Annotated in this window: 25 protein-coding genes; 4 read left to right on the top strand and 21 right to left on the bottom strand. The window is 63.4% G+C overall.

Annotated elements, in window-relative coordinates:
• Positions 1–50: 50 nt before the first annotated feature.
• From astB to AC1RBA_RS19530, 6 genes are all read right to left on the bottom strand, one after another.
• Positions 51–1,391, bottom strand: coding sequence for an N-succinylarginine dihydrolase (astB, locus tag AC1RBA_RS19555; RefSeq protein WP_492419625.1), 1,341 nt, complete (start codon positions 1,389–1,391; stop codon positions 51–53).
• A 9-nt stretch (positions 1,392–1,400) separates the two neighbouring features.
• Positions 1,401–2,882 carry a succinylglutamate-semialdehyde dehydrogenase gene (astD, locus tag AC1RBA_RS19550; protein ID WP_492419624.1) on the bottom strand — a complete coding sequence of 494 codons (1,482 nt, stop codon included), beginning with the start codon at positions 2,880–2,882 and terminating at the stop codon, positions 1,401–1,403.
• The gene (gene astA / locus AC1RBA_RS19545) at positions 2,875–3,927 is read right to left on the bottom strand and encodes an arginine N-succinyltransferase (protein WP_230501678.1); all 1,053 of its coding nucleotides are present in this window, start codon (positions 3,925–3,927) and stop codon (positions 2,875–2,877) included. The genes astD and astA overlap by 8 nt, the downstream gene beginning before the upstream one ends.
• Positions 3,928–3,940: 13 nt before the next feature.
• Positions 3,941–4,972: an arginine N-succinyltransferase gene (locus AC1RBA_RS19540; protein ID WP_070290813.1), complete on the bottom strand. Its 1,032-nt coding sequence runs from the start codon at positions 4,970–4,972 to the stop codon at positions 3,941–3,943.
• Positions 4,973–5,067: 95 nt separating this feature from the next.
• Positions 5,068–6,309: an acetylornithine/succinylornithine family transaminase gene (gene astC, locus AC1RBA_RS19535; protein ID WP_070220673.1), complete on the bottom strand. Its 1,242-nt coding sequence runs from the start codon at positions 6,307–6,309 to the stop codon at positions 5,068–5,070.
• 140 nt (positions 6,310–6,449) lie between these two features.
• Positions 6,450–7,394 carry a GlxA family transcriptional regulator gene (locus tag AC1RBA_RS19530; RefSeq protein ID WP_070311521.1) on the bottom strand — a complete coding sequence of 315 codons (945 nt, stop codon included), beginning with the start codon at positions 7,392–7,394 and terminating at the stop codon, positions 6,450–6,452.
• Positions 7,395–7,523: 129 nt separating this feature from the next.
• On the opposite strand from AC1RBA_RS19530, the gene AC1RBA_RS19525 reads away from it, so the two are divergent.
• The 3 genes from AC1RBA_RS19525 (at position 7,524) to AC1RBA_RS19515 (ending at position 9,422) form a co-directional block, all read left to right on the top strand.
• Complete coding sequence (locus AC1RBA_RS19525; RefSeq protein WP_070311522.1) at positions 7,524–7,958, top strand: MarR family winged helix-turn-helix transcriptional regulator; 435 nt, start codon at positions 7,524–7,526, stop codon at positions 7,956–7,958.
• 45 nt (positions 7,959–8,003) lie between these two features.
• Complete coding sequence (locus AC1RBA_RS19520; protein ID WP_070290811.1) at positions 8,004–8,288, top strand: hypothetical protein; 285 nt, start codon at positions 8,004–8,006, stop codon at positions 8,286–8,288.
• 285 nt (positions 8,289–8,573) lie between these two features.
• Positions 8,574–9,422, top strand: coding sequence for an HDOD domain-containing protein (locus AC1RBA_RS19515; RefSeq protein WP_070311523.1), 849 nt, complete (start codon positions 8,574–8,576; stop codon positions 9,420–9,422).
• Here AC1RBA_RS19515 and AC1RBA_RS19510 read toward each other — a convergent pair.
• From AC1RBA_RS19510 to queA, 9 genes are all read right to left on the bottom strand, one after another.
• Positions 9,419–9,583, bottom strand: coding sequence for a hypothetical protein (locus tag AC1RBA_RS19510; RefSeq protein WP_176741184.1), 165 nt, complete (start codon positions 9,581–9,583; stop codon positions 9,419–9,421). The two genes, AC1RBA_RS19515 and AC1RBA_RS19510, sit on opposite strands and share 4 nt — an antisense overlap.
• 187 nt (positions 9,584–9,770) lie before the next feature.
• Positions 9,771–10,397: a glutathione S-transferase family protein gene (locus tag AC1RBA_RS19505; RefSeq protein ID WP_070220683.1), complete on the bottom strand. Its 627-nt coding sequence runs from the start codon at positions 10,395–10,397 to the stop codon at positions 9,771–9,773.
• Positions 10,398–10,471: 74 nt separating this feature from the next.
• Positions 10,472–11,182: a helix-turn-helix transcriptional regulator gene (locus tag AC1RBA_RS19500; RefSeq protein WP_070220685.1), complete on the bottom strand. Its 711-nt coding sequence runs from the start codon at positions 11,180–11,182 to the stop codon at positions 10,472–10,474.
• Positions 11,179–11,928: a hypothetical protein gene (locus AC1RBA_RS19495; RefSeq protein WP_492419623.1), complete on the bottom strand. Its 750-nt coding sequence runs from the start codon at positions 11,926–11,928 to the stop codon at positions 11,179–11,181. The genes AC1RBA_RS19500 and AC1RBA_RS19495 overlap by 4 nt, the downstream gene beginning before the upstream one ends.
• Before the next feature lie 73 nt (positions 11,929–12,001).
• Positions 12,002–13,024 carry a protein translocase subunit SecF gene (gene secF, locus AC1RBA_RS19490; RefSeq protein WP_070220687.1) on the bottom strand — a complete coding sequence of 341 codons (1,023 nt, stop codon included), beginning with the start codon at positions 13,022–13,024 and terminating at the stop codon, positions 12,002–12,004.
• A gap of 90 nt (positions 13,025–13,114) precedes the next feature.
• Complete coding sequence (gene secD, locus AC1RBA_RS19485) at positions 13,115–14,980, bottom strand: protein translocase subunit SecD (protein WP_070220688.1); 1,866 nt, start codon at positions 14,978–14,980, stop codon at positions 13,115–13,117.
• 96 nt (positions 14,981–15,076) lie between these two features.
• Positions 15,077–15,409, bottom strand: a complete 333-nt coding sequence (gene yajC / locus AC1RBA_RS19480; RefSeq protein WP_034745505.1) for a preprotein translocase subunit YajC — start codon at positions 15,407–15,409, stop codon at positions 15,077–15,079.
• A gap of 196 nt (positions 15,410–15,605) precedes the next feature.
• The gene (gene tgt / locus AC1RBA_RS19475; protein ID WP_034745502.1) at positions 15,606–16,745 is read right to left on the bottom strand and encodes a tRNA guanosine(34) transglycosylase Tgt; all 1,140 of its coding nucleotides are present in this window, start codon (positions 16,743–16,745) and stop codon (positions 15,606–15,608) included.
• Positions 16,746–16,747: 2 nt separating this feature from the next.
• Positions 16,748–17,803: a tRNA preQ1(34) S-adenosylmethionine ribosyltransferase-isomerase QueA gene (gene queA, locus AC1RBA_RS19470; RefSeq protein WP_070220691.1), complete on the bottom strand. Its 1,056-nt coding sequence runs from the start codon at positions 17,801–17,803 to the stop codon at positions 16,748–16,750.
• Positions 17,804–17,980: 177 nt separating this feature from the next.
• Here queA and recG point away from each other — a divergent pair, with 177 nt between their 5' ends.
• Positions 17,981–20,083 carry an ATP-dependent DNA helicase RecG gene (gene recG / locus AC1RBA_RS19465; RefSeq protein ID WP_492419622.1) on the top strand — a complete coding sequence of 701 codons (2,103 nt, stop codon included), beginning with the start codon at positions 17,981–17,983 and terminating at the stop codon, positions 20,081–20,083.
• Positions 20,084–20,192: 109 nt separating this feature from the next.
• Here recG and AC1RBA_RS19460 read toward each other — a convergent pair whose 3' ends face one another.
• The 6 genes from AC1RBA_RS19460 to pyrC form a co-directional block, all read right to left on the bottom strand.
• A complete protein-coding gene (locus AC1RBA_RS19460; RefSeq protein ID WP_121671238.1) occupies positions 20,193–20,684 on the bottom strand; it encodes an REP-associated tyrosine transposase in 492 nt (163 codons plus the stop codon).
• A 241-nt stretch (positions 20,685–20,925) separates the two neighbouring features.
• The gene (locus AC1RBA_RS19455; protein ID WP_255206293.1) at positions 20,926–21,051 is read right to left on the bottom strand and encodes a hypothetical protein; all 126 of its coding nucleotides are present in this window, start codon (positions 21,049–21,051) and stop codon (positions 20,926–20,928) included.
• A complete protein-coding gene (locus tag AC1RBA_RS19450; RefSeq protein WP_070220695.1) occupies positions 21,051–22,265 on the bottom strand; it encodes an MFS transporter in 1,215 nt (404 codons plus the stop codon). Before AC1RBA_RS19450 ends, AC1RBA_RS19455 begins: the two co-directional genes overlap by 1 nt.
• Positions 22,262–23,266 carry a Gfo/Idh/MocA family protein gene (locus tag AC1RBA_RS19445; protein WP_492419621.1) on the bottom strand — a complete coding sequence of 335 codons (1,005 nt, stop codon included), beginning with the start codon at positions 23,264–23,266 and terminating at the stop codon, positions 22,262–22,264. Before AC1RBA_RS19445 ends, AC1RBA_RS19450 begins: the two co-directional genes overlap by 4 nt.
• A gap of 3 nt (positions 23,267–23,269) precedes the next feature.
• Positions 23,270–24,085 (bottom strand): DUF3025 domain-containing protein, encoded by an 816-nt coding sequence (locus tag AC1RBA_RS19440; protein ID WP_492419620.1) that lies wholly within the window; start codon positions 24,083–24,085, stop codon positions 23,270–23,272.
• A 6-nt stretch (positions 24,086–24,091) separates the two neighbouring features.
• On the bottom strand, positions 24,092–25,144 hold the full coding sequence (gene pyrC / locus AC1RBA_RS19435) for a dihydroorotase (protein ID WP_070290804.1): 1,053 nt from the start codon (positions 25,142–25,144) through the stop codon (positions 24,092–24,094).
• Positions 25,145–25,169: the final 25 nt, after the last annotated feature.

Below are 25,169 nucleotides of genomic sequence, written 5' to 3'. Positions count from 1 at the left end.
TGTGCTACGGATAGTCTGTCTCGGATTTTTTCTGTGTGTTTTTCTATCGCCTACAAGTCGTACAATCCAGGTAAGTTGAGGATGATCGTCAATTCTTCAAGCGCCGCATGCACTTCCAGCGCCAGCTGCGGGTCGGCCAGGTCGCCCGGCTCCAGATGGTCGCGGTAGTGCTTTTCTACCCACTGCACCAGCCGATGGTACAGCGTTTCCGTCATGATCACGCCCTGGTGCATGGCGCGCGCCTCGGTTTGCGTCAGGGCCACGCGCAAACGCAGGCAGGCGGGCCCGCCGCCGTTGCGCATGCTCTGGCGCAGGTCGAAATGGATCAGTTCATCGATCGGTCCACCGCTCGCCACCAGGCCTTCCAGGTAGCGCGACACGGCGCGGTTTTCCTGGCATTCCTGCGGGATCACCAGCGCCATCTTGCCGCCCTCTTTCGTCAGCAGCTGGCTGTTGAACAGATAGCTGCTGACGGCGTCCGCGATCGGCACCTGGCCCGTGTCCACCCGCAAGGCTTGCAGTTCCGCCCCGGTGCTGGCGACGGCGCGGCGCAGCTGCGACAGGCTTTCCTCTTCATCGGCAAACGCCTGTTCGTGATAGAACAGCACGTTGCCATTGCCGACGGCGATGACATCGTTATGGAACACGCCCTGGTCGATCACTTCCGGATTCTGCTGCACGTACACGGTGCGCTTCGCGTCGAGGCCGTGCAATCGCGCCACGGCCTGCGACGCTTCCAGGGTCTGGCGTGCCGGATAGCGCTTCGGCGACGGCGCGGAAGGATCGAACTCCACGCGACCATACACGAACAATTCAACGGACGGCGCGCCGTGGTTCGCGCCCAAACGCGTGTGGTTGGCCGCGCCCTCGTCGCCGAAGGCGGGCGTCGACGGCAGCGCGTCGTGCACGGCGAAGTGCTGCTCGTCGCTGAAAATGGCGCGCAGGCTGCGCGCCGACTGCGCGTGCTCGAAGGCGCGGTGCAGCTTGTTATTCAGGTTGGCGGCCGTGAAATGCACGCGGCCATCGTGCGTGTCCGCCGACGGGCTGACCGTGGCGGCGTTCGCCGTCCACATGGGCGAGGCGGAGTACGCGCAGGCCAGGATGACGGGCGACTCCTGGTAGGCGCGCGCCAGCACCTCGGCGTCCGTCCCCGTGAAACCGATAGCGCGCAGCAGGCGGAAATTGGGCCGGTCCTGCGGCGGCAGCAGGGCTTGCGCAAAGCCGCGCGCGGCCAGCGCACGCATCTTGGCCAGGCCCTGCAAGGCGGCCTGCTTCGGATTCGAGGCGCTTTTCACATTGCTGAACGAGGCCACGTTGCCGAACGAGAGTCCGGCATAGTTATGCGATGGCCCGACCAGGCCGTCAAAATTGTATTCGCGCGTGCTGTGCATGGGATGTCCTTAAAAATTCAGGCCGGGCGACAGCTTGGCCGGCAGTTCCAATACGCTGTTCTCGATCGACGCGACCGGATAGGCGCAGTAATCGGCCGCGTAATAGGCGCTCGGACGGTGGTTGCCCGACTTGCCGATGCCGCCGAACGGCGCCGTGCTGGCCGCGCCCGTGGTGGGACGGTTCCAGTTGATGATGCCGGCGCGCGCGCGCGTCTGGAACGTTTGCCACAGGGCCGCATCGTCGGACAGGAGCGCCGCGGCCAGGCCGAATTCGGTGGCGTTGGCAACCTTCAGGGCCGCATCGAAATCGGCCACGCGGATCACCTGCAGCAGCGGGCCGAACCATTCCTCGTCGGGGATGCCGACGGCAGCGGTAACGTCGACAATGCCGGCCGAGACAAAACCCGCCTCGGGATTCAACTGGCGCATCTGCAGCAGGGCCGTGCCGCCCTTGGCCACCATGTCGGCCTGCGCCTGCACCAGGCGCGCGGCCACGGCACTCGATACGACAGGGCCCATGAATGGCTGCGGCTGGGCGTCGGAGGCGCCGATGCCCAGTTTCGCCGCCACTTCCACCAGGCGCGCGACGAAGGCGGCGCCGGCGGCGTTATCTTGTACCACCAGGCGGCGCGCGCAGGTGCAGCGCTGGCCGGCGGAGACAAAGGCGGAGAAGATCGCGTGGTGCACGGCGGCGTCCACGTCCTTCACGTCCCATACGACGAGGGCGTTGTTGCCGCCCATTTCCAGCGCCAGCATCTTGCCCGGCTGGCCGCCGAACTGGCGGTGCAGGCTGATGCCCGTCTGGCAGGAACCTGTAAACAGCACGCCGTCGAGGTGGGCATTCGCGCCCAGCGCCACGCCCGTATCGCGTCCGCCATTGACGAGGTTGACGACGCCGTCCGGCAAGCCTGCCTGCTGCCATAGCTGCACGGTTTTGATGGCCGTGCGCGGCGCATATTCGCTGGGCTTGAAGACGATGGTGTTCCCGGCGATCAGGGCCGGCACGATGTGGCCGTTCGGCAGGTGGCCCGGGAAGTTATACGGACCGAAGACGCCGAAGACGCCATGCGGACGGTGGCGCAGCACGGCGTCGCCGTCGGCGATCCTGCTTTGCGTGATGCCCGTGCGCGCGTGGTACGACTGCACCGAGATATCGATCTTGTTGGCCATGGTGGCCACTTCCGTGCGCGACTCCCACAACGGTTTGCCCACTTCTTCCGAGATCAAGAGCGCCAGCGCTTCCGCATGAACTTTCAGCAGCTCGCGGAAGCGCACGCAGATGGCAATGCGCTCGTCGACGGGCGTATCGGCCCATGCTTCGAAGGCGGCGCGGGCGGCCTGGCAAGCCTCTTCGACCTGTGTTGGCGTCGCTTCCAGGCTGGCCCAGGTCTGCTTGCCGTTCGACGGATCGATGGTGACGAGTTCGCGGCCCGTGCCCGGCAGCCAGGCGCCGTTGATGAAGTTCGATTGCGTGGTATTCACATTAGACATGGGGATGCTTCCTCGGGTTGAGTGACAAGGTGCGCACGGTGTCGCCGTTGCGGCAGCGCAGCAGATGCAGTTCAGCGTCATCGAGCGCGATCTTGCCGCTGTGCGGGTTGGCGCTGGTGACGATCATGCGGAAATCTTTCAGGTCGGTGTTCGACACCAGGTAAGGCTCGGCCTGGGCGGCGTCGCCGCACGCTTCCGGCGCAGCCCCGGCGTCGAGCACGGCCGGCATGCTGTCGCGCATGGCGCGCAGTTCGGACACGCGCGCCTGCAGCACGGGACCGGCGTCGAAGATGTCGACATAGCCCTCGAAGTGCAGGCCTTCCTGTTCCAGCAGGCGGCGCGCGGGCGCCGTGCTCAGATGCACCTTGCCGATGACTTCCTGCGCCTCGTCGGGCAGGTAGGCCACGTACATGGGCTGGCGCGGCATCAGTTCGGCGATGAACGATTTTTTACCGAGGCTCGTCAGATCGTCGACGTGGTGGAAATCCATCTTGAAGAAGTGGCGGCCCAGGCCTTCGTAGAACGGCGAGCTGCCGTCCGGCGCCTGGTAGCCGCGCATTTCGGCGATCAGCTTTTCCGTAAACAGGTGCGGGAACTGGGCGATGAACAGAAACCGGCTTTTCGACAGCAGCTTGCCGTTGTTGCCGCTGCGGTAATCGGGGTGCAGGAACAGCGAGCACAGTTCCGTGCTGCCCGTCAGGTCGTTCGACAGGTACAAGGTTTCCATGCGCGTAAACACATCGAGTTCGCGGCTGGAATGGACCAGGGTGCCGATGCGGTAGTTATAGAACGGTTCGTCCAGGCCCACGGCGCCCTTGATGGCGCATACGCCGGCCAGGCGGCCCGTGTCCGTATCCTCCATGACAAACATGTAGTCGCGCTTTTCGGGCGCGATGGTTTCGGCGAACGAGGCGCAGGCAATCGCCAGACGGTCGCCCAGCATTTTCATGTCCGGCTTGAGGGTGGTCATGCCCGTGCCGACCTGGCTGGCCAGGCCATACAGGGCATCGAGGTCATTGGCGTTGATGGCGCGTACTACTAGCATAAAATTAACTCCCTTAGATACGCACGCAAATGACGCTGTCGCCTTCGGCCACGGCCAGCGCCTCGAGCAGCTCGGCCGGCAAGCCAATGCTGTCCTGCGCTTCGAGCGCATCGCAGGCAAAGGTCACGGCGCGGAAATTGCGCTCGGCGCCGGAGGCGACCGCGTAATTGACTTTCAGGCCCGTGCGGCTGGGCGTGACGCCTGCGACGACGCGGCGCGTGAGCGAGCCCGTAAACGAGCGCAGCGCATGCTTGTGCGCTTGCAGGATCGGGCCGCCATCGAAGATGTCGATGTAATCGTCGGCTTCAAAGCCTTCTTCCGTCAGCAGATTGAACGCCAATTCGCCGCTCGGGTGGATCTGGCCCATGGCCGCCTGCGCGTCGCCGGGCAGCAGCGGCACGTACACGGGGTAGTGCGGCATCAGTTCGACGATCAGGGTGCGGTTGCGCGCACCGCCGATGACTTTTTCGGCATCGAGGAAATCCATCTGGAAGAACTTGCGGCCCAGCGCATCCCAGAACGGCGACTGGCCGTTGGCGTCGGTGATGCCGGCCAGCGGCACGAAGAAGCGGTCGCCGAAGCGGTGCGGCGCCAGCACGGCGAACAGCAGCCGCGCGCGCGACAGCAGGGCCGCTTCCAGGCCCGCCTGCTCCATATTGCGCACAAAGAAGCCGGACAGCTGCGAGTACGCCGTCAACTCCGAGCACAGGGTCAGCGCATGCACGCTGTGGCTGATGTTCAGGTCGCGCGAGACTTGCTGGATGACGTCGTTGCGAAAGGAAAAATAGGTGCCGTTCGAGCCGGCCGAGGCGAAGATGGCGGCCGTGCCGGCAATGCTCTTGTCGAGCAGGGATTCAAGCACGAAGAGGTAAGACTCTTCGCTGGGGATGTCGACATGGGCGGCAAACGAGGCAATGGAGCGCTCGACGGAGGCGGCGATTTTCTCGCGCGTCTTCGGCAGGGTATGGACACCCGGCATGGTTACCGCGGCCAGCGCTTCGAGGGCTGCAATATCCGCAATTTCTACCGGACGGACAACATACATGGGTACTCCTTCAATGCTGACGATGCTGGGGGCAGAACCAAGCCGGCCCGCAGCAAAGCGGCGGGCCGGTGATCAAACAGGGAGCGAGGCTAGCCTCAGGCTTTCAGCATGCCGTCGATGGCGGCGCGCAGCAAGCGGCCCGCTTCGGCAATCTGCTCGTCCGAGACGATCAGGGCCGGTGCCAGGCGCACCACGTCCATGCCGGCGATCAGCACCATCAAGCCTTGCGCTTCGGCCGCTTTCTGGATGTCTTTCGCGCGGCCCTTGAAGGCATCGCTGACTACCAGGCCCAGCAGCAAACCGCTGCCGCGCACGATGGAGAACACTTGCGGGTAATCCGTAATCAAGCCTTGCAGCATGGCGATGGTGTTGACGCTCGCTTCTTTCACGCGCGCCAGGAACGCTGGCGTGTTGATCGTGTCGAGCACGGTCAGGGCCACGGTGGCGGCCAGCGGATTGCCGCCATAGGTGGTGCCGTGGGTGCCGACGGCCAGCGTTTGCGCCAGTTCATTCGTGGTCAGCATGGCACCGATCGGGTAGCCGTTGCCCAGCGCCTTGGCGGCAGTCAGGATGTCCGGCGTGACGCCGTAGCCCATGTAGGCGAACAACGCGCCAGTGCGGCCCATGCCGCTCTGGACTTCGTCGAAAATCAAGAGGGCGCCGGTCTTGTCGCACAGGGCGCGCAGCTCCTTGAGGAATTCCGGATTGCCAGGCACCACGCCGCCTTCGCCTTGTACCGGCTCGACGATCACGGCGCACACGTCATCGCCGATGGCGGCGCGCGCCGCTTCGATGTCGTTGTAGGCGATGTGGTCGATCGACGGCGGCAGCGGCTCGAAGCCTTCCGTGTACTTGGCCTGGCCGCCGACGGACACCGTAAACAGGGTGCGGCCGTGGAAAGAGCTGAAGCACGAGATGATGCGCGACTTGTGCGCGCCGAACTTGGTGTGCGCGTACTTGCGCGCCAGCTTCAGGGCCGCTTCGTTGGCTTCCGCGCCCGAGTTGCAGAAGAAGGCGCGGTCGGCGAAGGTCGCTTCCGTCAGGGCCAGCGCCAGGCGCAGCACAGGCTCGTTCGTATAGCCGTTGCCCAAATGCCACAAATTATTGATTTGCTTGGTCAGCACGTCGACCAGGGCCGGATGGCAGTGGCCCAGGCTGTTGACGGCGATGCCGGAGGTGAAATCGAGGTAATGCTTGCCTGACTGGTCCCACAGATCCAGTCCGGAACCGCGCACGGGCACCATGGCTGCAGGAGCGTAGGTAGGAACGAGGACCTGGTCAAAGGTTTCCCGGGTGACTGGACGAGCGGTTACGGTCGAATCAAGCTTGGCATTCATAGCATTTCCCCATCAATATGTTAGGTACTCCGCAGCTACGACAGCTACGTGTGTACTGCATTATAAAAAGCGGGATGCTAAAACTCTTTTGAATCTGCGACAAGGATTTTCACAATTCATCACAGCCGGGCTTGCCTTAATCAAACCGGGGGCATGAGCTTTCTTTGCCGCTCTTCGCGCGGTGTATTGCCAAACAGGGTGCCGAACGCCGTGGAAAAGTGCGAGCCGGAGGAAAAGCCGCACATCAGGCCTACTTGCACGATGGAATAATGTGTATCAAGCAACAGTTGCCGTGAGCGCTGCAGGCGCAGTTCCAGGTAGTAGCGCGACGGCAGGCTGCCCAGGTATTGCTTGAACAGCCGCTCCAGCTGGCGCCGCGACAGGCCCACCAGGCTGGCGATGTCGTCCGTCGACAGCGGCTCCTCGATATTGGCTTCCATCAAGGTCACCGCTTCGGACAGTTTCGGCTGCAACACGCCGAAGCGCGCCTGCAGGGCCACGCGCTGGCGTTCCTCCTTGCCGCGCACCTTGTCCACGCACAAGGCTTCCTTGACGAGCGCCTGCACGTCGGCGCCAAAGATGGTTTCGATCAGGGTCAGCGAAAAGTCGATGCTGGCCGCGCCGCCGCAGCAGGTGAGGTGCGGGCCGTCGATGTCGAACAAATGCGGCGTCAGGATGGCCCGTTCCGCCTTCGCTTCCGCATCGGCATACAAGGCCCACGGCAAGGCGATGCGCACGCCATCCATGACGCCCGCGTCGGCCAGCCACAGCACGGCCGCCCCCACGCCGCCCCAGAACGGCGCCGAGCGGCAGCGCTCGATCACGGCCCGGCACAGCTCGTTGCGCAGCGGCGCCTGCGTTTCATCGGCCACCAGCAGCGCGATATGCCAGTGGCCGCCCTGCGCCGCCACCTGTTCCGGCGTGCGCACGTCCAGCTGGAACGCCTGCGGCCCCAGCGCCCGCGCGCACAGGCGCAGCGGCTGCACCAGGCCGGCCCACGTGATCGACTCGGCATCGCCGGCATGCACCAGCAGCAAACGCAACGGTTTGTCGAGGCCGATACGGGAAAGATTAGCGAAGGACATCGGCGGGCGGGATCGGGGCAAGGGCTGAGTTGCCCACATGATACCGGACTTCCGCCCCATCGAGCCCCTCATGCAAGGGCGATCCTGGCGCGGCGGAAAAAAGCGGAGCGGAAGGATATAATCACTGCCATGGGTGAACGATATTTAAAAAGTATCCGGCTGCTGGCCGAATGCATGCAAGGCTTCGAGCGGTTTTCTAGCGACTTCGTGCGCCAGTACGGCTTGACGCATGCGCAATTCGACATCATTGCCACGCTCGGCAACACCTGCGGCATGTCCTACAAGGAACTGGGCCAGAAAACCCTGATTACCAAGGGGACTTTGACGGGCGTGGTGGACCGGCTGGAACAAAAGGGGCTGGTGATACGCGAACGTTGTCCACGCGACAAGCGTTCCTATTATGTGCGCCTGAGCTGCGAGGGCGAACAGGTGTTCCATGACGTGTTCCCCAAGCTGACCAAGCAGGGCCAACAGCTATTCGACGGCTATACCGAAGACGATTTCATGCGGTTGGAAACTACCCTGGCGGGCTTGAAGCACGCCATCGCCAACGGCCACGGCTGACCATTCACCAAGCACAGACATTCAAACAAGACAAAGGAAACCAAGTTGAAAACCACACTGCTCGAAGGCAAAAAGCCCGCACATTTCGATAAACACATCATCGGCAACCTGCTGCTCAACGCCAGCACGCCGGAACTGGTGCGCCAGGAAAAACTGATCATCGGCGTGCGCAACGAAGACGGCGAAATCTACCGCCTGATCGGCGCCACCAAGCACAACAGCTTCATGAATGCCGTCGAAGAACTGTTCGACCTGGGCTTGACCGATGAACTGGAAGACAGCGACGAGCTGGTGGAAGGCTGCGACGCGATCTTCAGCGAATCTCTCTAACAACGCGTAACAAAACCTGCTGCGCGGTGCGCTTTGCGGCCTGCGATGCTCACCGGCTCGGCGCCCCCGTACTAAAGTACGGTTGCGCTTCTTAGCCACAAATCCCATCCGCTCGCAATGGTTTTGTTAAGCGTTCGGAATTTCGTCGTTCAAAATGGGCACGCGTCGACTGTACGCGTGCCCATTTTGCGTTTACGGGGCTTTGCTTGCCTTTTGCTAAGCTGTTTGCGAAAAGATCATGGTTAAAAAGTTCCGTACGGAAATATTGCGAGTATAATTTTTTCAATGAACAGACTCGACGCCTTTAAAAGCATCGCCGCACAAGCCGCTCGTGGCGAGCTGACCTTTCCTGCCAATGTGGACGCTTCGCTCAAGCTGCAAGAGGCGCTGTCCGATCCCGACTGCCATATCGAGGCCGCCGCCAAGCTGGTGCAGGCAGACCCGCTGCTGGCCGCGCGCACGGTGGCCATTGCCAATTCGGCGGCGTTCAACCGTTCCGGCAATGAAATCACCAGCGTGCGCAACGCCGTGCAGCGGCTCGGCGTGCGTACCTTGCAATCGGTGGTGGCATCGCTGATCGTGCGCCAGCTGGGCAGCACCATCACCGATCCCGCGCTGCAGGCGAAGGCCAACCAGCTATGGGAACATACGGCCCATGTGGCGGCCCTGTCGCAGGTGCTGGCCCGCCGCGTCACCAGGGTCGATCCCGATACGGCCCTGTTTGCCGGCATCATGCATGAAGTGGGCGGGTTTTATCTGCTGTCGCGCGCGGCCGAATTCCCCGGCATCCTCGATGGCGAACCCGAGGACTGGGTCGAACATGGCGAACAGGCCATCGGCCACGGCGTCCTGGCCAAACTGAAGGTGCCGGAAGCGGTGCGGGGCGCCATCGATGCGCTGTGGGAGGGCTTGCGCGCCATCCCGCCCGAATCATTGGGCGACACCCTGCTGCTGGCAAATGATCTGGCGCCCGTCTCGTCGCCCCTCAACGAAAGCCCGGCCGCCATTGCCGTACGGGCAGCGCGCGCCGCGCGCAGCATCGATTGCCTGATCGGCGACGATACGACCTTGTCGAGCATCATGGAAGAATCGGACGATGAAGTGCAGTCGCTGCTGAAGGTGCTCGTGCACTAGCCTGCAGGCTTCTTGCCCGCTGGCGGCGGTGCCGCCGGCTTGACCGTCTCGACGATCAGCACATGCTTGTCCATGGGCTGCGTCCCCAGCTTCTGCTGGACGACCTGCGTGGCAACCGCCTTCGTACTCAACAGGGGTTTCGGATGGCGTGGCATGAACATGGTATACCTGCTGGAAGTGGGATGTGTCCCATCTGTGCAGCGATTATCAATTTATCAAGCCGCTATTCAAAAAAAAACCCGCTCGAAAGCGGGTAAAGTCCAAAGCTAGGGATGTCCTGAAAGAGACAGCCCTATCTTATGCGGTACGCCGCGCCGGCTCCGTGCGTTGACACACTTAGCGCGCACATTATCCCGGCACCAGTTCCACCTCCGTTTCCTGCCAGGCGCGCAGCTGCCGCACGCGGGCGAACCACGCCCCGATATGCCGGTACTGCGCCAGCGGCAGCCGCACCGCCTCGCTGTACATCAGGGGCGCGGCCACGGCGAAATCGGCCAGGGTCACGTCGTCTCCGCTGAGCCAATTGCGCGCCGCCAGATGCGCGTCCAGCACGACGGCGCACTCATGCAGGTCGCGCTCGCCGCGCGCCTCTTCCAGCGGATCCGCCGGACCATTGCCCGTCATGCCTTTCCAGGCGCGCTCCCAGGCCAGCACGCTGATGGCGGGCGCGAAGTGCTGCGCGGCCCAGAACAGCCAGCGGTTGACGTCGGCGCGCGCTTGCGGCGCCTGCGGATAAAGCGTCTGGCCCGGCACCTGCTCGGCCAGGTATTGCATGATGGCGCACGATTCCCACAGCAGGAAAGCGCCGTCGGCCAGCACGGGCACCTTGCCGTTCGGGTTCAGTTCGGCCAGGCGGCGGCGGTCGTCCGCATTCATCAGGTCGACTTCGGCCAGCTCCAGAGACAGGCCGAGGTGGATCGCCGTCATCAGGGCACGGCGGGCATTCGAGGACATGGGGTGGTGGTACAGGCGCATGATGGATGGCTCCGGTGAGTGAAGAAGCCACCATCGTAGTCGCCGTCACTGACAGTTTTTGTCAGGAGCGAATATCAGGATTCGGGATCGATATCGTGGGCCTTGCGCCAGGTATCGAGCAAGGCATGGCGGCGCGTGGGATAGCGCTCCTCATGCTGCTGCACGCTGGCGATGCGGTCGATGCGGAAATGCCGGTAATCGCCGCGCAGCTCGCACCAGGCGGCCAGCAGACGCTTGCCTTCGAAAAAGGCCAGGGCAAACGGCCACACCGTGCGCGAGGTGGCGCTGCCATACTCATCCTGATAGGCGAGCGTGAGTTTCTGTTCGTAGCGGATCGCCTCGCGCACCGGCTGCACATACCGGTCGGCCGGGTCGGCCGGCTGCGTGCCATCGGCGGGACGGCCCAGCGGCACCCACAGGCTGGTCTCGGCCATGCTGTCGCGCAAATCGCGCGGCGAGGCGGCCGCGATCTTCGCGAGGGCATTGCTGGCCGCCTGCGCCAGGCCCGCATCGCCCTGCCGGCGCACCCAGCGCGCGCCCAGCACCAGTGCTTCCAGTTCATCGGCGCCGAACATCAGCGGCGGCAAGAAGGCGCCGCGGCGCAGCACGTAGCCGATGCCCGCCTCGCCCTGCAGGGGCGCGCCCAGTTCGGCCAGGGTCTGGATATCGCGGTAAATCGTGCGCTCGGAAACACCGAGCTGCTGCGCCAGCTGGGCCGCCGTGACGGGCACGCGCCTGGCGCGCATGGCGTCCATCAGCAGGAACAAGCGGCCGCTGCGGCTCATGGACAGTCCTGCAAGGCCTGGTCGCCCATGACGAGGGCCGACAGGGCCGGCACGTACAGATAACCGTCGGGCGCCAGGCGAACCGCGCGCGGCCCCTCGTCCACGCCGGCGATGCCGTAGCAGCGCTGCAGGCGGGCGGCGGCCGGCCACCAGTGGACGGCGGCCTCCTGGTCGGGAAAGCGCCGGCGCACGCTCTCGGCCTGCGCCGCCACTTGCGGAAAATCGCGGTAAAAGGCGGGGGCAATCTCCAGCTCGGCGGCAAACGCCGCTTCCTGCGCCGCCGTGTCGGCCAATCGGGCCGCCAGTGCCGCCGTTTCACTGCCGATGTCCTCAGCCGCCACGCCCGCCTCGGCCAGGGTGCGGCGCATCTGTGCCGGGCTCGCCTGCGCACGCTGGAATGCCGATTCCTGCAGCGCCAGCACGGCGTCTGCGGGAATGTGCTTGCGGTAAGCTGCCGGGAAAACATACAGGGCGCAGCTGCCCGCGCACACCGTGTCGATGGCAATATCGAGCCGTAGCTGGCGCACCAGGCGTCCCAGCAACATGGCCGACCGCGGCTCGCCTGCGTCGCTATTGACGCGCAACAGCGTCGTCCCCGGCACGGCCAGCAGCCGCAGCTTGTCCACGTCGCCCTCGGCAATCGGGCCGCGCAGGGCGATGGCGCCGCTATCCGCGCGGCTCAATTGCGCGGCACTGGCCAAGGTGCCGATGCCTGCCATGATGCCCATCACTATCAAACGCTTCATTGTCATCCACCATAAAAAAAACGACCACCGCAAACGGTGATCGTTCCTCATTCGACCTGCAAAAAACCTGTGCTTACACCACGGCGCCGTCGGTTTCGTCTTTTTCCTTGATCGGCTTGATCAAGTCTTCGCGCTTGACGCCCAGCCACATGGCGATCGAGGCAGCGACGAACACGGACGAATAAATACCGAAGCAGATACCGATGGTCAGCGCCAGTGCAAAGTGGTGCAGGGTCTGGCCGCCGAAGACCAGCATCGACAGCACCATCATCTGGGTCGAGCCGTGGGTGATGATGGTACGTGAAATGGTGCTGGTGATCGCGTTGTCGATCACTTCATGCACGGAAGCCTTGCGCTGCTTGCGGAAGTTTTCGCGGATACGGTCAAAGATCACCACCGATTCGTTGACGGAATAGCCGAGCACCGCCAGGATCGCCGCCAGCACCGTCAGCGAGAATTCCCATTCGAAGAAGGCGAAGAAGCCCAGGATGATCACCACGTCATGCAAGTTGGCGATAATGGCCGAGACAGCGTATTTCCATTCGAAGCGGATGGCCAGGTAGATCATCACGCCGATAATCACCACCACCAGCGCGTTCAAGCCGTTCTGCGCCAGTTCCTCGCCCACTTGCGGGCCGACGAATTCAACCTTCTGCAGTACCACCGCTTCATTGCCGGCGGTGTCCATGCACGCGCTCTTGAGCACATGTTCGCCCTTGGCGGTGACGGTGTCGATGGCCTTGGTCGTGCCCTGCTCGGCCTTGCACAGCGATTCGAACACGCGCTGCGAGGTGTTCGCGGCGCTGACGCCATTTTCCACCGGCAGGCGGATCATCACGTCGCGCGCCGTATCGAAGCTGGTCACGCCCGGCTCTTCATAGCCCATGGCGATCAGGGTGCCGCGTATGCCTTCAAGATTGGCCGCCTTCGGGTATTTCACCTCCATCAGCGTGCCGCCCTTGAATTCGACGGACAGGTGCAAGCCCTTGTGCACCAGGAAGAAGACGGCGGCAAGGAAGGTCACGGCCGAAATCACGTTGAAAATCAACGCATGGCGCATGAAGGGAATATCTTTTTTAATCCGGAAAAATTCCATGAAATCCTCTGAGTTCTATTCTGTGCGTCCGGCGGCTGGGCCACCGGACGCGATCGCTGTTGACGCTATTGGGTGAGTCGGGGCCGTCGCTTATTTGCTGGTGCCCGGCACCCACACCGTGCCGATCGACAAGGTCGTCAGCTTTTTCTTGCGGCCATACCAGAGGTTGACCACGCCGCGCGACACGAACACGGAGGAGAACATCGAGGTCAGGATGCCCAGGCAATGCACGACAGCGAAGCCACGCACGGGACCGCTGCCGAAGGCCAGCAGTGCCAGGCCGACGATCAGGGTGGTCACGTTCGAGTCCAGAATCGTGGCCCAGGCACGGTCGAAGCCGGCGGCGATCGCCGCTTGCGGCGTATTGCCGGCGCGCAGCTCTTCACGGATACGTTCATTGATCAGCACGTTGGCGTCAATCGCCATGCCCAGCGCCAGCGCGATAGCGGCGATACCTGGCAGTGTCAAGGTCACCTGGATCATCGACAGCAAGCCGACCAGCAACAGCAGGTTGGTGGCCAGGGCCAGCACGCTGAAGGCGCCGAACAGCATGTAGTAGGCGATCATGAAGATGGCGATGGCGATGAAGCCGTACAAGGTCGAGTGGAAGCCCTTGGCGATGTTTTCCGCGCCCAGCTGCGGTCCGATCGTGCGTTCTTCGATGACGGTCATCGGTGCGGACAGGGCTCCCGAGCGCAGCAGCAGCGCCAGTTCATTCGCGTTTTCCGCGCCGCCCATGCCCGTGATCTGGAAGCGCGAACCGAGTTCCTGCTGGATGGTCGCCACCGACAGCACTTCCGGCTTGCCCTTTTCAAACAGCACGATGGCCATGCGCTTGCCCACGCGTTCGCGCGTCGCTTCGCGCATCTTGCGTCCGCCGTCGCCGTTCAGGTCGATCGACACGGCCGCTTGCTGGTTCTGGTCGAAGCTGGCCGTGGCGCTGGAGATATAGTCGCCCGTCAGGATCACGTCTTTCGCCAGCACGACAGGGACGCCCTTGCCGACGGTGAACAGTTCCGAGTTGAACGGGATGGCGCTCGACAGTTCGGTGCCAGGCACGATGGTTTCATCGACCAGGCGCACTTCCAGCGTCGCCGTGCGGCCGATGATGGCTTTCGCGCGGGCCACGTCCTGCACGCCAGGCAGTTGCACCACGATGCGGTCGGGACCTTGCTGCTGGATCAGCGGCTCGGCCACGCCCAGCTCGTTGACGCGCTTGGACAGGGTGGAGATATTCTGTTTCACGCCTTCGTCGATGGTCGCCTTCAGGGCGGCCGGCTTCAGGGTGATGTTCAATTTCAAATCGCTGCCTTCGCCCGCATCGGCGAAAGCCAGTTCCGACATCTGGTCGGACAGCACATTCTTGGCCTTCAGGCGCGTTTCCGCGTCGCGGAAGTTGATCTGCACGCTGTCGCCCACGCGCTCGATGCCCGCATGGCGGATATTTTTGTCGCGCAACACGCTACGCGCGGCGGACTGGACGCCCTGGACTTTCTTGTTCAATACTGCTTTTGCATCGACCTGCATCAGGAAGTGCACGCCGCCGCGCAAGTCCAGGCCCAGGAACATGGGCAAGGCATGCAATTTTTGCATCCACATCGGGGTATTGGCTTGCAGGTTGACCGTCACGATGTACGCGGGATCGCTGGCATCGGGATTGAGGTCCTTTTCCAGCACCAGTTTCGCCTTGAACTGGGTATCGGGATCGGCGAAACGCACGCGCACGGAGGCGAGGTTGCCGGCGCCATCCATGGTGACACCTTCCGACTTGACGTTCTCTTTCGTCAATATTTGCTCGACTTGCGTCATCAGCTCGCCCGTCACCTTGACGGTCGACTTGCCGCTGGTTACTTGCAGCGCCGGTGACTCACCGAAATAATTGGGTGCCGTATAAAGTGCGCCCAGCAATAAGGCGACGACGATGATGATGTATTTCCAGGCAGGATAGCGATTCATATTGATTCAGCGTTCAGTGTTGAGCGTCGGAGGCGTCGCGAGGGGCGGCGGGTAGCCGCCCCGTTCAATCATTGCTTTGGCAATGACAGCGAGGAATTACAGCGCCTTCAGGGTGCCTTTAGGCAGCAAGGTGGTGATGGAGCTCTTTTGCACCGTGATTTCGGTGCCGGTCGCCACTTCGATGGTGACGTAAGCGTCCACTACCTTGACAACACGGCCCAGCATACCGCCGGCGGTGACGACTTCGTCACCCTTGGCCAGCGCGTCCATCATCGCCCGTTGTTCTTTGGCGCGTTTTTGCTGTGGACGGATCATCAGGAAATACATGACCACGAACATCAATACCAGCGGCAGGAAGCTGGTCAGGTTGCCGCCGAGGCCCAGGGCGTCGGTTGGGGCTTGCGCATAAGCGTTGGAAATGAAAAACACGGTGACTCCAGTTCTAATCAGTTTGAAAAAATAGCGCTGTATTCTAGCATTGGCAATCCGCCAAGCCCCCAATTGCAGGCATGGCAGCTTCAAATGGGGCTAAAAAGGCATTATGCAATGCTTTCTCGCCCCCGTCCAAGCACCAATACACAAAACTTCCGGCCATGCTGCCGCCAGAGCGCAAGCTAAGGTTTTCTTAAGTTCCGCGTGCGCGTTCCGCATGGAATTGCAGCGTAAACGCGTGGAAACGGTCTTCGTCCAGCGCTTCGCGCATCTGGCGCATCAGGTCCAGGTAGTAATGCAGGTTGTGGATGGTATTGAGGCGCGCGCCGAGGATTTCCTTGGAGCGGTGCAGGTGGTGCAGGTAGGCGCGCGAGAAGTTGCGGCAGGCGTAGCAGCTGCAGGTTTCGTCCAGCGGCGCCTGGTCTTCCTTGTACTTGGCATTCTTGATCTTGATGTCGCCAAAACGGGTGAACAGCCAGCCATTGCGGGCGTTACGCGTCGGCATGACGCAGTCGAACATGTCGATGCCGTTCGACACGCCCGCCACCAGGTCTTCCGGCGTGCCCACGCCCATCAGGTAATGGGGCTTGTTGGCCGGCAGGCGCGGGCCCACGTGGGCCAGCATGCGCATCATGTCTTCCTTCGGCTCGCCGACGGACAGGCCGCCGATGGCGATGCCGGGGAAGTCGATCTCTTCGAGCTTGGCCAGCGACTCGTCGCGCAGCATTTCGAACATGCCGCCCTGCACGATGCCGAACAGCGCATTCGGGTTTTCGCCGCGGTGGAACTCATCCTTCGAGCGCTGCGCCCAGCGCAAGGACATGCGCATGGACTTGGCCGCTTCCTCGATCGTGGCCGGGCGGCCCTGAATTTCGTACGGCGTGCATTCGTCGAACTGCATGACGATATCGGAATTCAAGACGCGCTGCACCTGCATCGACACTTCCGGCGAGAGGAACAGCTTATCGCCGTTGATGGGCGAATTGAAATGCACGCCCTCTTCCGTGATCTTGCGCATGGCGCCCAGCGAAAACACCTGGAAGCCGCCCGAATCCGTCAGGATCGGCTTGTTCCAGCCCATGAAACCGTGCAAGCCGCCGAATTTTTCCATGACGGTGTTGCCTGGACGCAACCACAGGTGAAAAGTGTTGCCCAGGATAATCTGCGCGTCGATCTCGTTGAGTTCCAGCGGCGACATGGCTTTCACCGAGCCGTAAGTGCCCACTGGCATGAAGATCGGCGTCTGCACGACACCATGGTTGAGTTTCAAGGTGCCGCGGCGTGCCTTGGTCAGGCCGCTCGTGTCGGTCTTGAGTAATGTAAATTCCAGCATGGTCAGTCTTTCACGGGAGTATCAAGGTTCAGTGCGGCGCGCGATTGCGTGGTGAGCAGCATCGCATCGCCATAGCTGAAGAAACGGTAGTTCTGCGCGATCGCATGCGCGTAGGCGTTGCGGATCGGCTCATAGCCGGCAAAGGCCGACACCAGCATCAGCAGGGTCGACTTCGGCAAATGGAAGTTGGTAATCAGGCGCGTCACCGTTTTAAAGGCATAGCCGGGCGTGATGAACAGGGCCGTATCGGCGCTGCCCGCCACCAGCTGGCCGCTTTGCGAGGCCGATTCCAGCGCGCGCAGGCTAGTCGTGCCGACGGCGACCACGTCGCGCCCGGCCTGCTGCGCGGCGCGCACGGCGTCGACGGTTTCCTGCGGCATGGTGTACCACTCGGTATGCATCTTGTGTTCGGCCAGCACTTCCGTGCGCACGGGCTGGAAGGTGCCGGCGCCCACGTGCAGGGTCACATAGGCAAAGTTGACGCCCTTGGCCTTCAACTGGTCGAGCAGGGCCTGGTCGAAATGCAGGCCCGCCGTCGGCGCGGCGACAGCGCCCGGCACCTTGTTGAAGACCGTCTGGTAGCGCGTTTCGTCGAATTCGTCCGCATCGTGCTCGATGTAGGGCGGCAGCGGCAAGCGGCCATGCGCCTCGATCAGCTCGAACACGTCGGCCTCGAAGTGCAAGGTAAAGAATTCGCCGGCGCGCTGGCCGACCGTCACGTCGAAGGCGTCGGCCAGGCGGATGCGGCAACCGGGCGGCGGCGACTTCGACGCGCGCACCTGGGCCAGTACGGTGCGGTCGTCGAGCACGCGCTCGACCAGCGCCTCGATCTTGCCGCCGCTTTCCTTGACGCCAAAAAAGCGCGCCTTGAGCACGCGCGTATCGTTCATCACCAGCAGGTCGCCCGCGGCTAGCTGTCCTACGATGTCGGCGAACTGGCGGTCGACCACGGTCTCGCCGTCCAGATGCAACAGGCGCGAGGCGCTGCGCTCGGCCAACGGAGTTTGCGCAATGTTTTCTTGCGGCAAATTAAAATCGAAATCGGAAAGCGAATACATGCGTTTTGCTTCAAAAGTACGTCAAAAATGATTAGGAGTGCGCAATGGAACATCTGGCACTATACTGTGCGCCTATACAGGCATTACAATAATCCGCCGCAACAACTACGACTGCGGTACGCACAGGGTGTGCCGGACAACCCTCTATTTTACGCTAGCGGCACAAAAATCTCCGATATGTCCGAACCCAAGCCCGATCTTCCGCCCTCAGCCAAGCCGGCCGCGAAGCCGAAAGCCGCCAAAAAAGTGGTCAGCACGGAAAGCCGGCTGGCCAAACTGGGCTTGCGCACGGATATGGACCTGGTGCTGCACCTGCCGATGCGCTACGAGGACGAAACCAAGGTCTACACGATACGCGACGCCTGCCTGCGCGGCGGCGAGTCGTGGCAAGTGGAAGGCATCGTCACCAAGTGCGAAGTCAATTTCAAGCCGCGCAAGCAATTGCTGGTGACAATCGCCGACGAAACGGGCAATTTGCTGCTGCGCTTCATGAATTTCTACGGCAGCCAGGTCAAACAGTTGACCGAAGGCACGCGGGTGCGCGCGCGCGCCGAACTCAAGCACGGCTTTTTCGGCGCCGAGATGGTGCACCCGACGTACAAGGTGGTCAACGAAGGCGCACCGCTGCCCACGGCGCTCACGCCCGTGTATCCGTCCGGCGAAGGCCTGTCGCAGCACGTGCTGCGCCGCGAAATCGCGGACGCCATGCGCCGCATCGACTGGCAGGACACCTTACCGGACGATTTGTTGCGCCAGATGCAGCTGTCGCCATTCCGCGCCGCCGTGCACCTGCTGCACTATCCGCCGCAGGATATCGATGAAAGCGCGCTGATGGACCGCTCGCACCCGGCCTGGGTGCGCATGAAGTTCGATGAACTGCTGGCGCAGCAACTGTCGCTCAAACGCGCCCAGCGCGCGCGCCGCTCGAAAGGCGCGGCGTCCTTGCCCATCGTCGGCACCTTGTCGGAAGCCTTCGGCGCCGCCCTGCCCTTCAAGCTGACGGGCGCGCAGGCGCGCGTGCTCGAGGAAATCCGCGCCGACCTGCGCCAGCCGTATCCGATGCAGCGCTTGTTGCAGGGCGACGTCGGCAGCGGCAAGACGGTCGTGGCGGCCCTGTCCGCCACGCAGGCGATCGACAGCGGCTACCAGGCCGCGCTGATGGCGCCCACGGAGATTCTGGCCGAGCAGCACTTCCGCAAGATCGCCGCCTGGATGGAGCCGCTGGGCGTGAAGGTGGCGTGGCTGACGGGCAGCCTGAAGAAAAAGGAAAAAACGGCGGCGCTGGCCCTGATCGAATCGGGCGAAGCGCAGCTGGTGATCGGCACGCATGCGCTGATCCAGGATAACGTGCTGTTTGCCAAACTGGGCCTGGTGATCGTCGACGAGCAGCACCGCTTCGGCGTGGGCCAGCGCCTGACCCTGCGCAACAAGGGCGACAGCGCGGCCGTGCCGCACCAGCTGATGATGTCGGCCACGCCCATCCCGCGCACCCTGGCCATGACGTATTACGCCGACCTGGAAGTGTCGGTGATCGACGAGCTGCCGCCCGGCCGCAGCCCCATCGTCACGCGCGCCATCGACCAGAACCGGCGCGACGAAGTCATCGCCCGCGTCTACGCGGCCGCGCTGGAAGGCCGGCAGGTGTACTGGGTCTGCCCGCTGATCGAGGAATCGGAAGCGCTGCAGCTGCAGACGGCCACCGATACCTACATGATGCTGGCCGAAGCCCTGCCCGCGCTGCAGGTGGGCCTCGTGCACGGCCGCCTGAAGCCGGCGGAAAAGCAGGAAGTGATGGACGCTTTCATCGCCGGCCATATCCACGTGCTGGTGGCCACCACCGTCATCGAGGTGGGTGTCGACGTGCCGAACGCTTCGCTGATGGTGATCGAGCACGCCGAGCGCTTCGGCCTGTCGCAGCTGCACCAGCTGCGCGGCCGCGTGGGCCGCGGCTCGGCAGCCAGCGTCTGCCTGCTGCTGTACCAGGGACCGCTGGGCGGCGTGGCGCGCCAGCGCTTGATGACCATGCGCGAGACGACGGACGGTTTTGAAATCGCCCGGCGCGACCTGGAAATCCGCGGTCCCGGGGAATTCCTCGGCGCGCGCCAGTCCGGCCAGGCCATGCTGCGCTTCGCCGACCTGGAAACGGACCAATGGTTGGTCGACCAGGCCCGCGACGTGGCGCACGACCTGCTGCACGCCACCACGGCGGCCGCCGCAGCCACCGTGGAAGCGCACCTGGCGCGCTGGCTGGGTGGGAAAGAGGAATTTTTGAAGGTGTAGGTCTTACATTGCATGTCGGATTACGCGCTTTGCGCTAATCCGACCTACTCATGACGCAAACGGTAGGTCGGATTAGCGTAGCGTAATCCGACAACATTGTTGACCCCGCCTACTCCCGCCCAACACCCGCCACATCCACACCATCGCCGCCCCAATCCGCAGCACACCATCCCTGCTTTACATACCGGTGAAAACTGGAATACGGCCAATCGATGGCTTTGCTCACAAGACCATGCTTGACGGGGTTGTAATGGATGTAATCGACATGCTTGGCGAAGTCGCGCTCATCGCGCAAGACATGCTCCCAATACCGCTGCTGCCAGACATTTTCAAGATCGCAGCGCTTGCTGAACCTCGTCTTGATCAAGCGCCAGCGCGTCATGAAATCGGCATCGCCTTCAGGCAGGGTCCAGATGCAGTGCAGGTGATCGGGCAAGATGACGATGGCGTCGATAGCGAATGGCCGCTTCTGGCGCACGGCGCGGAAAGCGTCCCTGAGCAAAGCCACGGCAATTTCCGAAGTAAAGACGGGCCGGCGGTGTGCCGTCACCACTGTGAAGAAAAAGCTGCCGCCAGGCTGGAATGCGCGTCGATATCGCATGGTTTCGGGTGTTGCCGGATTACGGCCTGCGGCCTGAACGTCATCGGTATTGCTTATTTCGGGGTGTTGTCGGATTACGGCCTTCGGCCTAAGCGCCGTTGGTATTGTTTATTTTCGGGTGTTGTCGGATTACGGCCTTCGGCCTAATCCGACCTACGCGATATGCGCGGCGGCAGGCCGGGTAGGTCGGATTAGCGTAGCGTAATCCGACTTTTCGCAAACTACATTGCGCCCGCGCAGCCTACATGCACATCCAGAAGCGGTTTGCCAGGTCGAGCATGAAGTCGGGGCGCAGATAGGCCAGGAAGACGAGAGCCAGCAGCGCGGCACCGGCAAGGCGCCATAGCCACGTGCGCCAGCTGGCCATTACGCGGCCACCGCCACGCGCTTGACGGCGCGCTCGTCGATGGGCAGGTTGATCAGCGCGGCCAGCAGACCAAGGCCAATGGTGATCATCCACACGACGTGGTAACTGCCCTGGTGCTCGTACAGGTAGCCGCCCAGCCACGCGCCGAGGAAACTGCCCACCTGGTGCGAGAAGAACACCATCCCGGCCAGCATCGACAAATGCTTGACGCCGAAGATGCCGGCGATGATGCCGTTCGTCAGCGGCACGGTCGACAGCCACAGCACGCCCATGCCGGCGGCGAACAGGTACACGGACCATGCCGACAATGGCGCCAGCAGGAACACGGTGATGACCACGGCGCGCGTCACGTAGATGGCAGACAGCAGGTAGCGCTTGGCGATCTTGCCACCGAGTTTGCCCGCATAGTAGGAGCCGACGATGTTGAACAGGCCGATCAGGGCCAGCGCCGTGACGGCGATGTTCGGGTTCATCAGGCCCTGGTCCTTCAGGTAGGCCGGCAAGTGCACGCCGATGAAGACCAGCTGGAAACCGCACACAAAATAGCCGGCCAGCAGCAGCCAGAACGAACGGCTGGCGATGGCTTCGCTGAAGGCGGCACCGATGCTTTGCTGCGGGCCGCTGGCGTGCGAGACGGGCGGCTCGCGCAGGTAGAAGGCCATCGGGATCATGGCCAGCAGCACCAGCGCGGCGAGCACATAAAAGGCGTTCTGCCAGCCCACGGCGGAGATCAGCTGCTGCTCCACCGGCATCATCAGGAACTGGCCGAACGAGCCGGCCGCCGACGAAATGCCGAAGGCCCACGAGCGCTGCTCGGGCGGCGCGCTGCGGCCGATGATGCCGCTGATGGCGCCAAAGGCCGTGCAGGCCAGCGCCAGACCGATGAAGATGCCGGAACCGACGATGAACAGCGTGGGCTGCGTCACGAGCGCCATCCACACGAGGCCCGCCATGTAGCTGATGGCGCCGACGATGACGACGCGCATGGTGCCGAAACGGTCGGCCGCCATGCCGGCGAACGGGCCGAAGACGCCCCACATCAGGTTTTGCATGGCCAGCGCCAGCGAATACGTTTCGCGCGTCCAGCCGTTCGCTTGCGAGATCGGCTGCATCCAGAAGCCCAGGCCGTGGCGCACGCCCATCGCCAGGGTCAGCACGACGCCGCTGGCGATGAGGACGGTTTTCAGGCTGGGACGCGATGCGTGCGATGTCATGGGGTTCCTGTTCTCGCCTGGTCGGCTTGGTAGACGAGGCCGATCTGGCCGCGCATGGTGTCAAGGTTGTGCATCAGCGCCACGCTGTCGGCGTGCGGCATGACGGGGCTTTCCAGCAGGCCGGCGCGGATGCAGCGCATCGCTTCGATCGCCTCGTGCGCGTAGCCGTTTCCCAGATGCGGCGCGGCGACGACGCGGCATGCGCCATCCATCGCTTCGACGATCAGCTGATCGGGCTTGTAAAAACGGCTGGGCAGGCGGATGCGGCCCAGGCTGCCGGAAATGGTCATTTCCGTCGGCGTCTGCGCGCGCAGGCTGCAGGCGCAGGACGAGGTGCCGCCGCCCGCGTGCAGCAGCGAGAACACCACCTGTTCGTCAACGCCGGTGGCGCCCATCTCGGCCAGCGCCTGCAGCTGCGATACCGGGCCGAGGAAGAAGGCCGCCATCGACAGCGGATAGATGCCCACGTCGAGCAGCGCGCCGCCACCGAGTTCGGGATTGAACATGCGGTGCTCGGGCGGGAAATGGGCGAGGAAGCCGATATCGGCCTGCACTTGCCGCAGCACGCCGATTTCGCCGCTGGCGATGATGCGCTGCGCTTCCTGCACGGCGGGCAGAAAGCGGCTCCACATGGCTTCCATCAAAAACAGCTTTTTCTCGCGCGCCATATCGACCACGGCCTGCGCTTCGCGCGCGTTCATCGTGAATGGCTTTTCGCACACGACGTGCTTGCCGGCGGCCAGGCACATCAGGGCGTTTTCCGCATGCAGGGTGTGCGGCGTAGCGATGTAGATCACGTCCACGCCAGGATCGTCCGCCAGCGCCTGGTAGGAGCCGTGGCAGCGCTCGATGCCGAATTCGGCGCCGAATGCTTGCGCGCCGGCGCCGCTGCGCGAGGCGACCGCCACCAGCTGCGCACCAGGCGCGTCGCGCAAGCCATTGGCCATCGCGCGGGCGATCTTGCCGGTGCCGAGGATGCCCCAGCGGACGGTATGCTCCATGCTCTACTCTCTTTCTGCGCCTGCTGCCTTGCGCTTCGGGCGGAACACCGCCGCGTCATTGTAAAAATCGTCGTCCTGGCCTTCGCACCAGCCGGGCAAACCAAGCACCGGCAGCGGCGTGAAGTCGGCCGTCGTGAGGCCTTGCTGCGCCAGGTCTTGCGCCACCCGCTCGTCGAGCCAGGCGCGGCGTGCGACATCGTCCAGCGTGAAATAGGCGTCGCCGGCAAAGATCACGCGCGTGTGCGCCGTAATGGCCTTGCGCGGCGCCACCAGTTTTTCCATCAGCGCGTGGCCGAACAGCCAGACTTCGGCGTCGCCGCCCGCGCCAAACTTCGCGCGCTGCGCGATAAATGCGCTGCGCCAGTCATGTCCGCGCAGTGCCGTTTCGAGCGCGCGCCCCGCATCGCTGTCGCGCAGCACCAGCAAGGCGGAATTTTCATCGAAAATCGTCGCGCCGTCGCGCGCGGGACCGCGCGATTTTCCCACGCCGGACAGGGCGATCTGCGCCGCCTGCAGCGCATTCAACTGCCGCTTGATGCGCGGGAAAGTGAGCCACACGAGCGCATTGAAAAAGTCGTGCAGATTGTCACGCGTGGGCACGCCGCCCGTGGCGCCGATGAACTCCTCGTAGGCCACGCCTTCGGGCAGGTCCGCTTGCGGCACGAAGGCCAGCGGCAAGCCGGTGGGATTGCGCAAGTCCAGCGCCCGCGCCCGTCCGTTCAGCGCCGCGATCACCGTGTCGCGCTGCAGGTCCAGCTGCCGTCGCGCCGGCAGCACCGTGGCAAACCAGGGGCGGGTCCAGTCTATCGATGGCAGCATGAACGCTTAGACCATTTTCCAGTTGATCTGTTCGCCCGCGTTGAGCGGAATCACATGGCTGTCGCCCAGCGGCAGCGAGGCCGGCAAGGTCCAGCTTTCGCGACGCAGGGTGATGGTGTCCGTGTTGCGCGGCACGCCGTAGAAGGCCGGGCCGTGGAAGCTGGCGAACGCTTCCAGCTTGTCGAGCGCGCCGGCCCGTTCGAACGCTTCGGCATACATTTCCATCGCGTGCAGGGCCGTGTAGCAACCGGCGCAGCCGCAAGCCATTTCCTTGGCGCCTTGCGCGTGCGGCGCCGAATCTGTGCCGAGGAAGAAGCGCTCGTCGCCGCTGGCGGCCGCCGTCATCAGCGCCAGGCGGTGCTCTTCGCGCTTGAGGATGGGCAGGCAGTAGTAATGGGGGCGGATGCCGCCCTTGAAAATCTCGTTGCGGTTGTACAGCAGATGGTGCGCGGTGATGGTGGCGGCGATCGGGCCTTCCGCTTCGGCCACGTACTGCGCCGCATCCTTGGTGGTGATGTGTTCGAACACGACGGACAGTGCCGGGAAGGCGCTGCGCAGCGGGCGCATCACGCGCTCGATGAAGACGGCTTCGCGGTCGAAAATGTCGATTTCCGGATCCGTCACTTCGCCGTGCACGAGAAAGGGCATGCCCACTTCCTGCATCACTTCGAGCACCTTGTAGCAATTCTTCAAATCCGTCACGCCCAGGTCGGAATTCGTGGTGGCGCCGGCCGGATACAGTTTCACGGCCTGCACGATGCCGCTGTCCTGCGCGCGGCGGATTTCGTCGGGCGAGGTGTTGTTCGTCAGGTACAGCACCATCAGCGGATCGAAGTTCACGCCTTCCGGCACGGCGGCCAGGATGCGCTCGCGGTAGGCGCTGGCATCGGCCGTGGTGGTGACCGGGGGTTTGAGGTTCGGCATGACGATGGCGCGGCCGAACTGGCGCGCGCTGTGCGGCAGCACGCTGGCCATGACGGCGCCGTCGCGCAGGTGCAAATGCCAGTCGTCTGGACGGGTGATAGTGATGGAATCTGGGGTGTGATCGAGTGTGGACATGGCGGCTGCTCTCAGGCGGTCATTG

Source organism: Janthinobacterium sp. GW823-FHT03B06 (assembly GCF_058796955.1).
The sequence above is the reverse complement of the archived record's forward strand: the minus strand, read 5'-3'. Positions and strand labels throughout refer to the sequence as shown.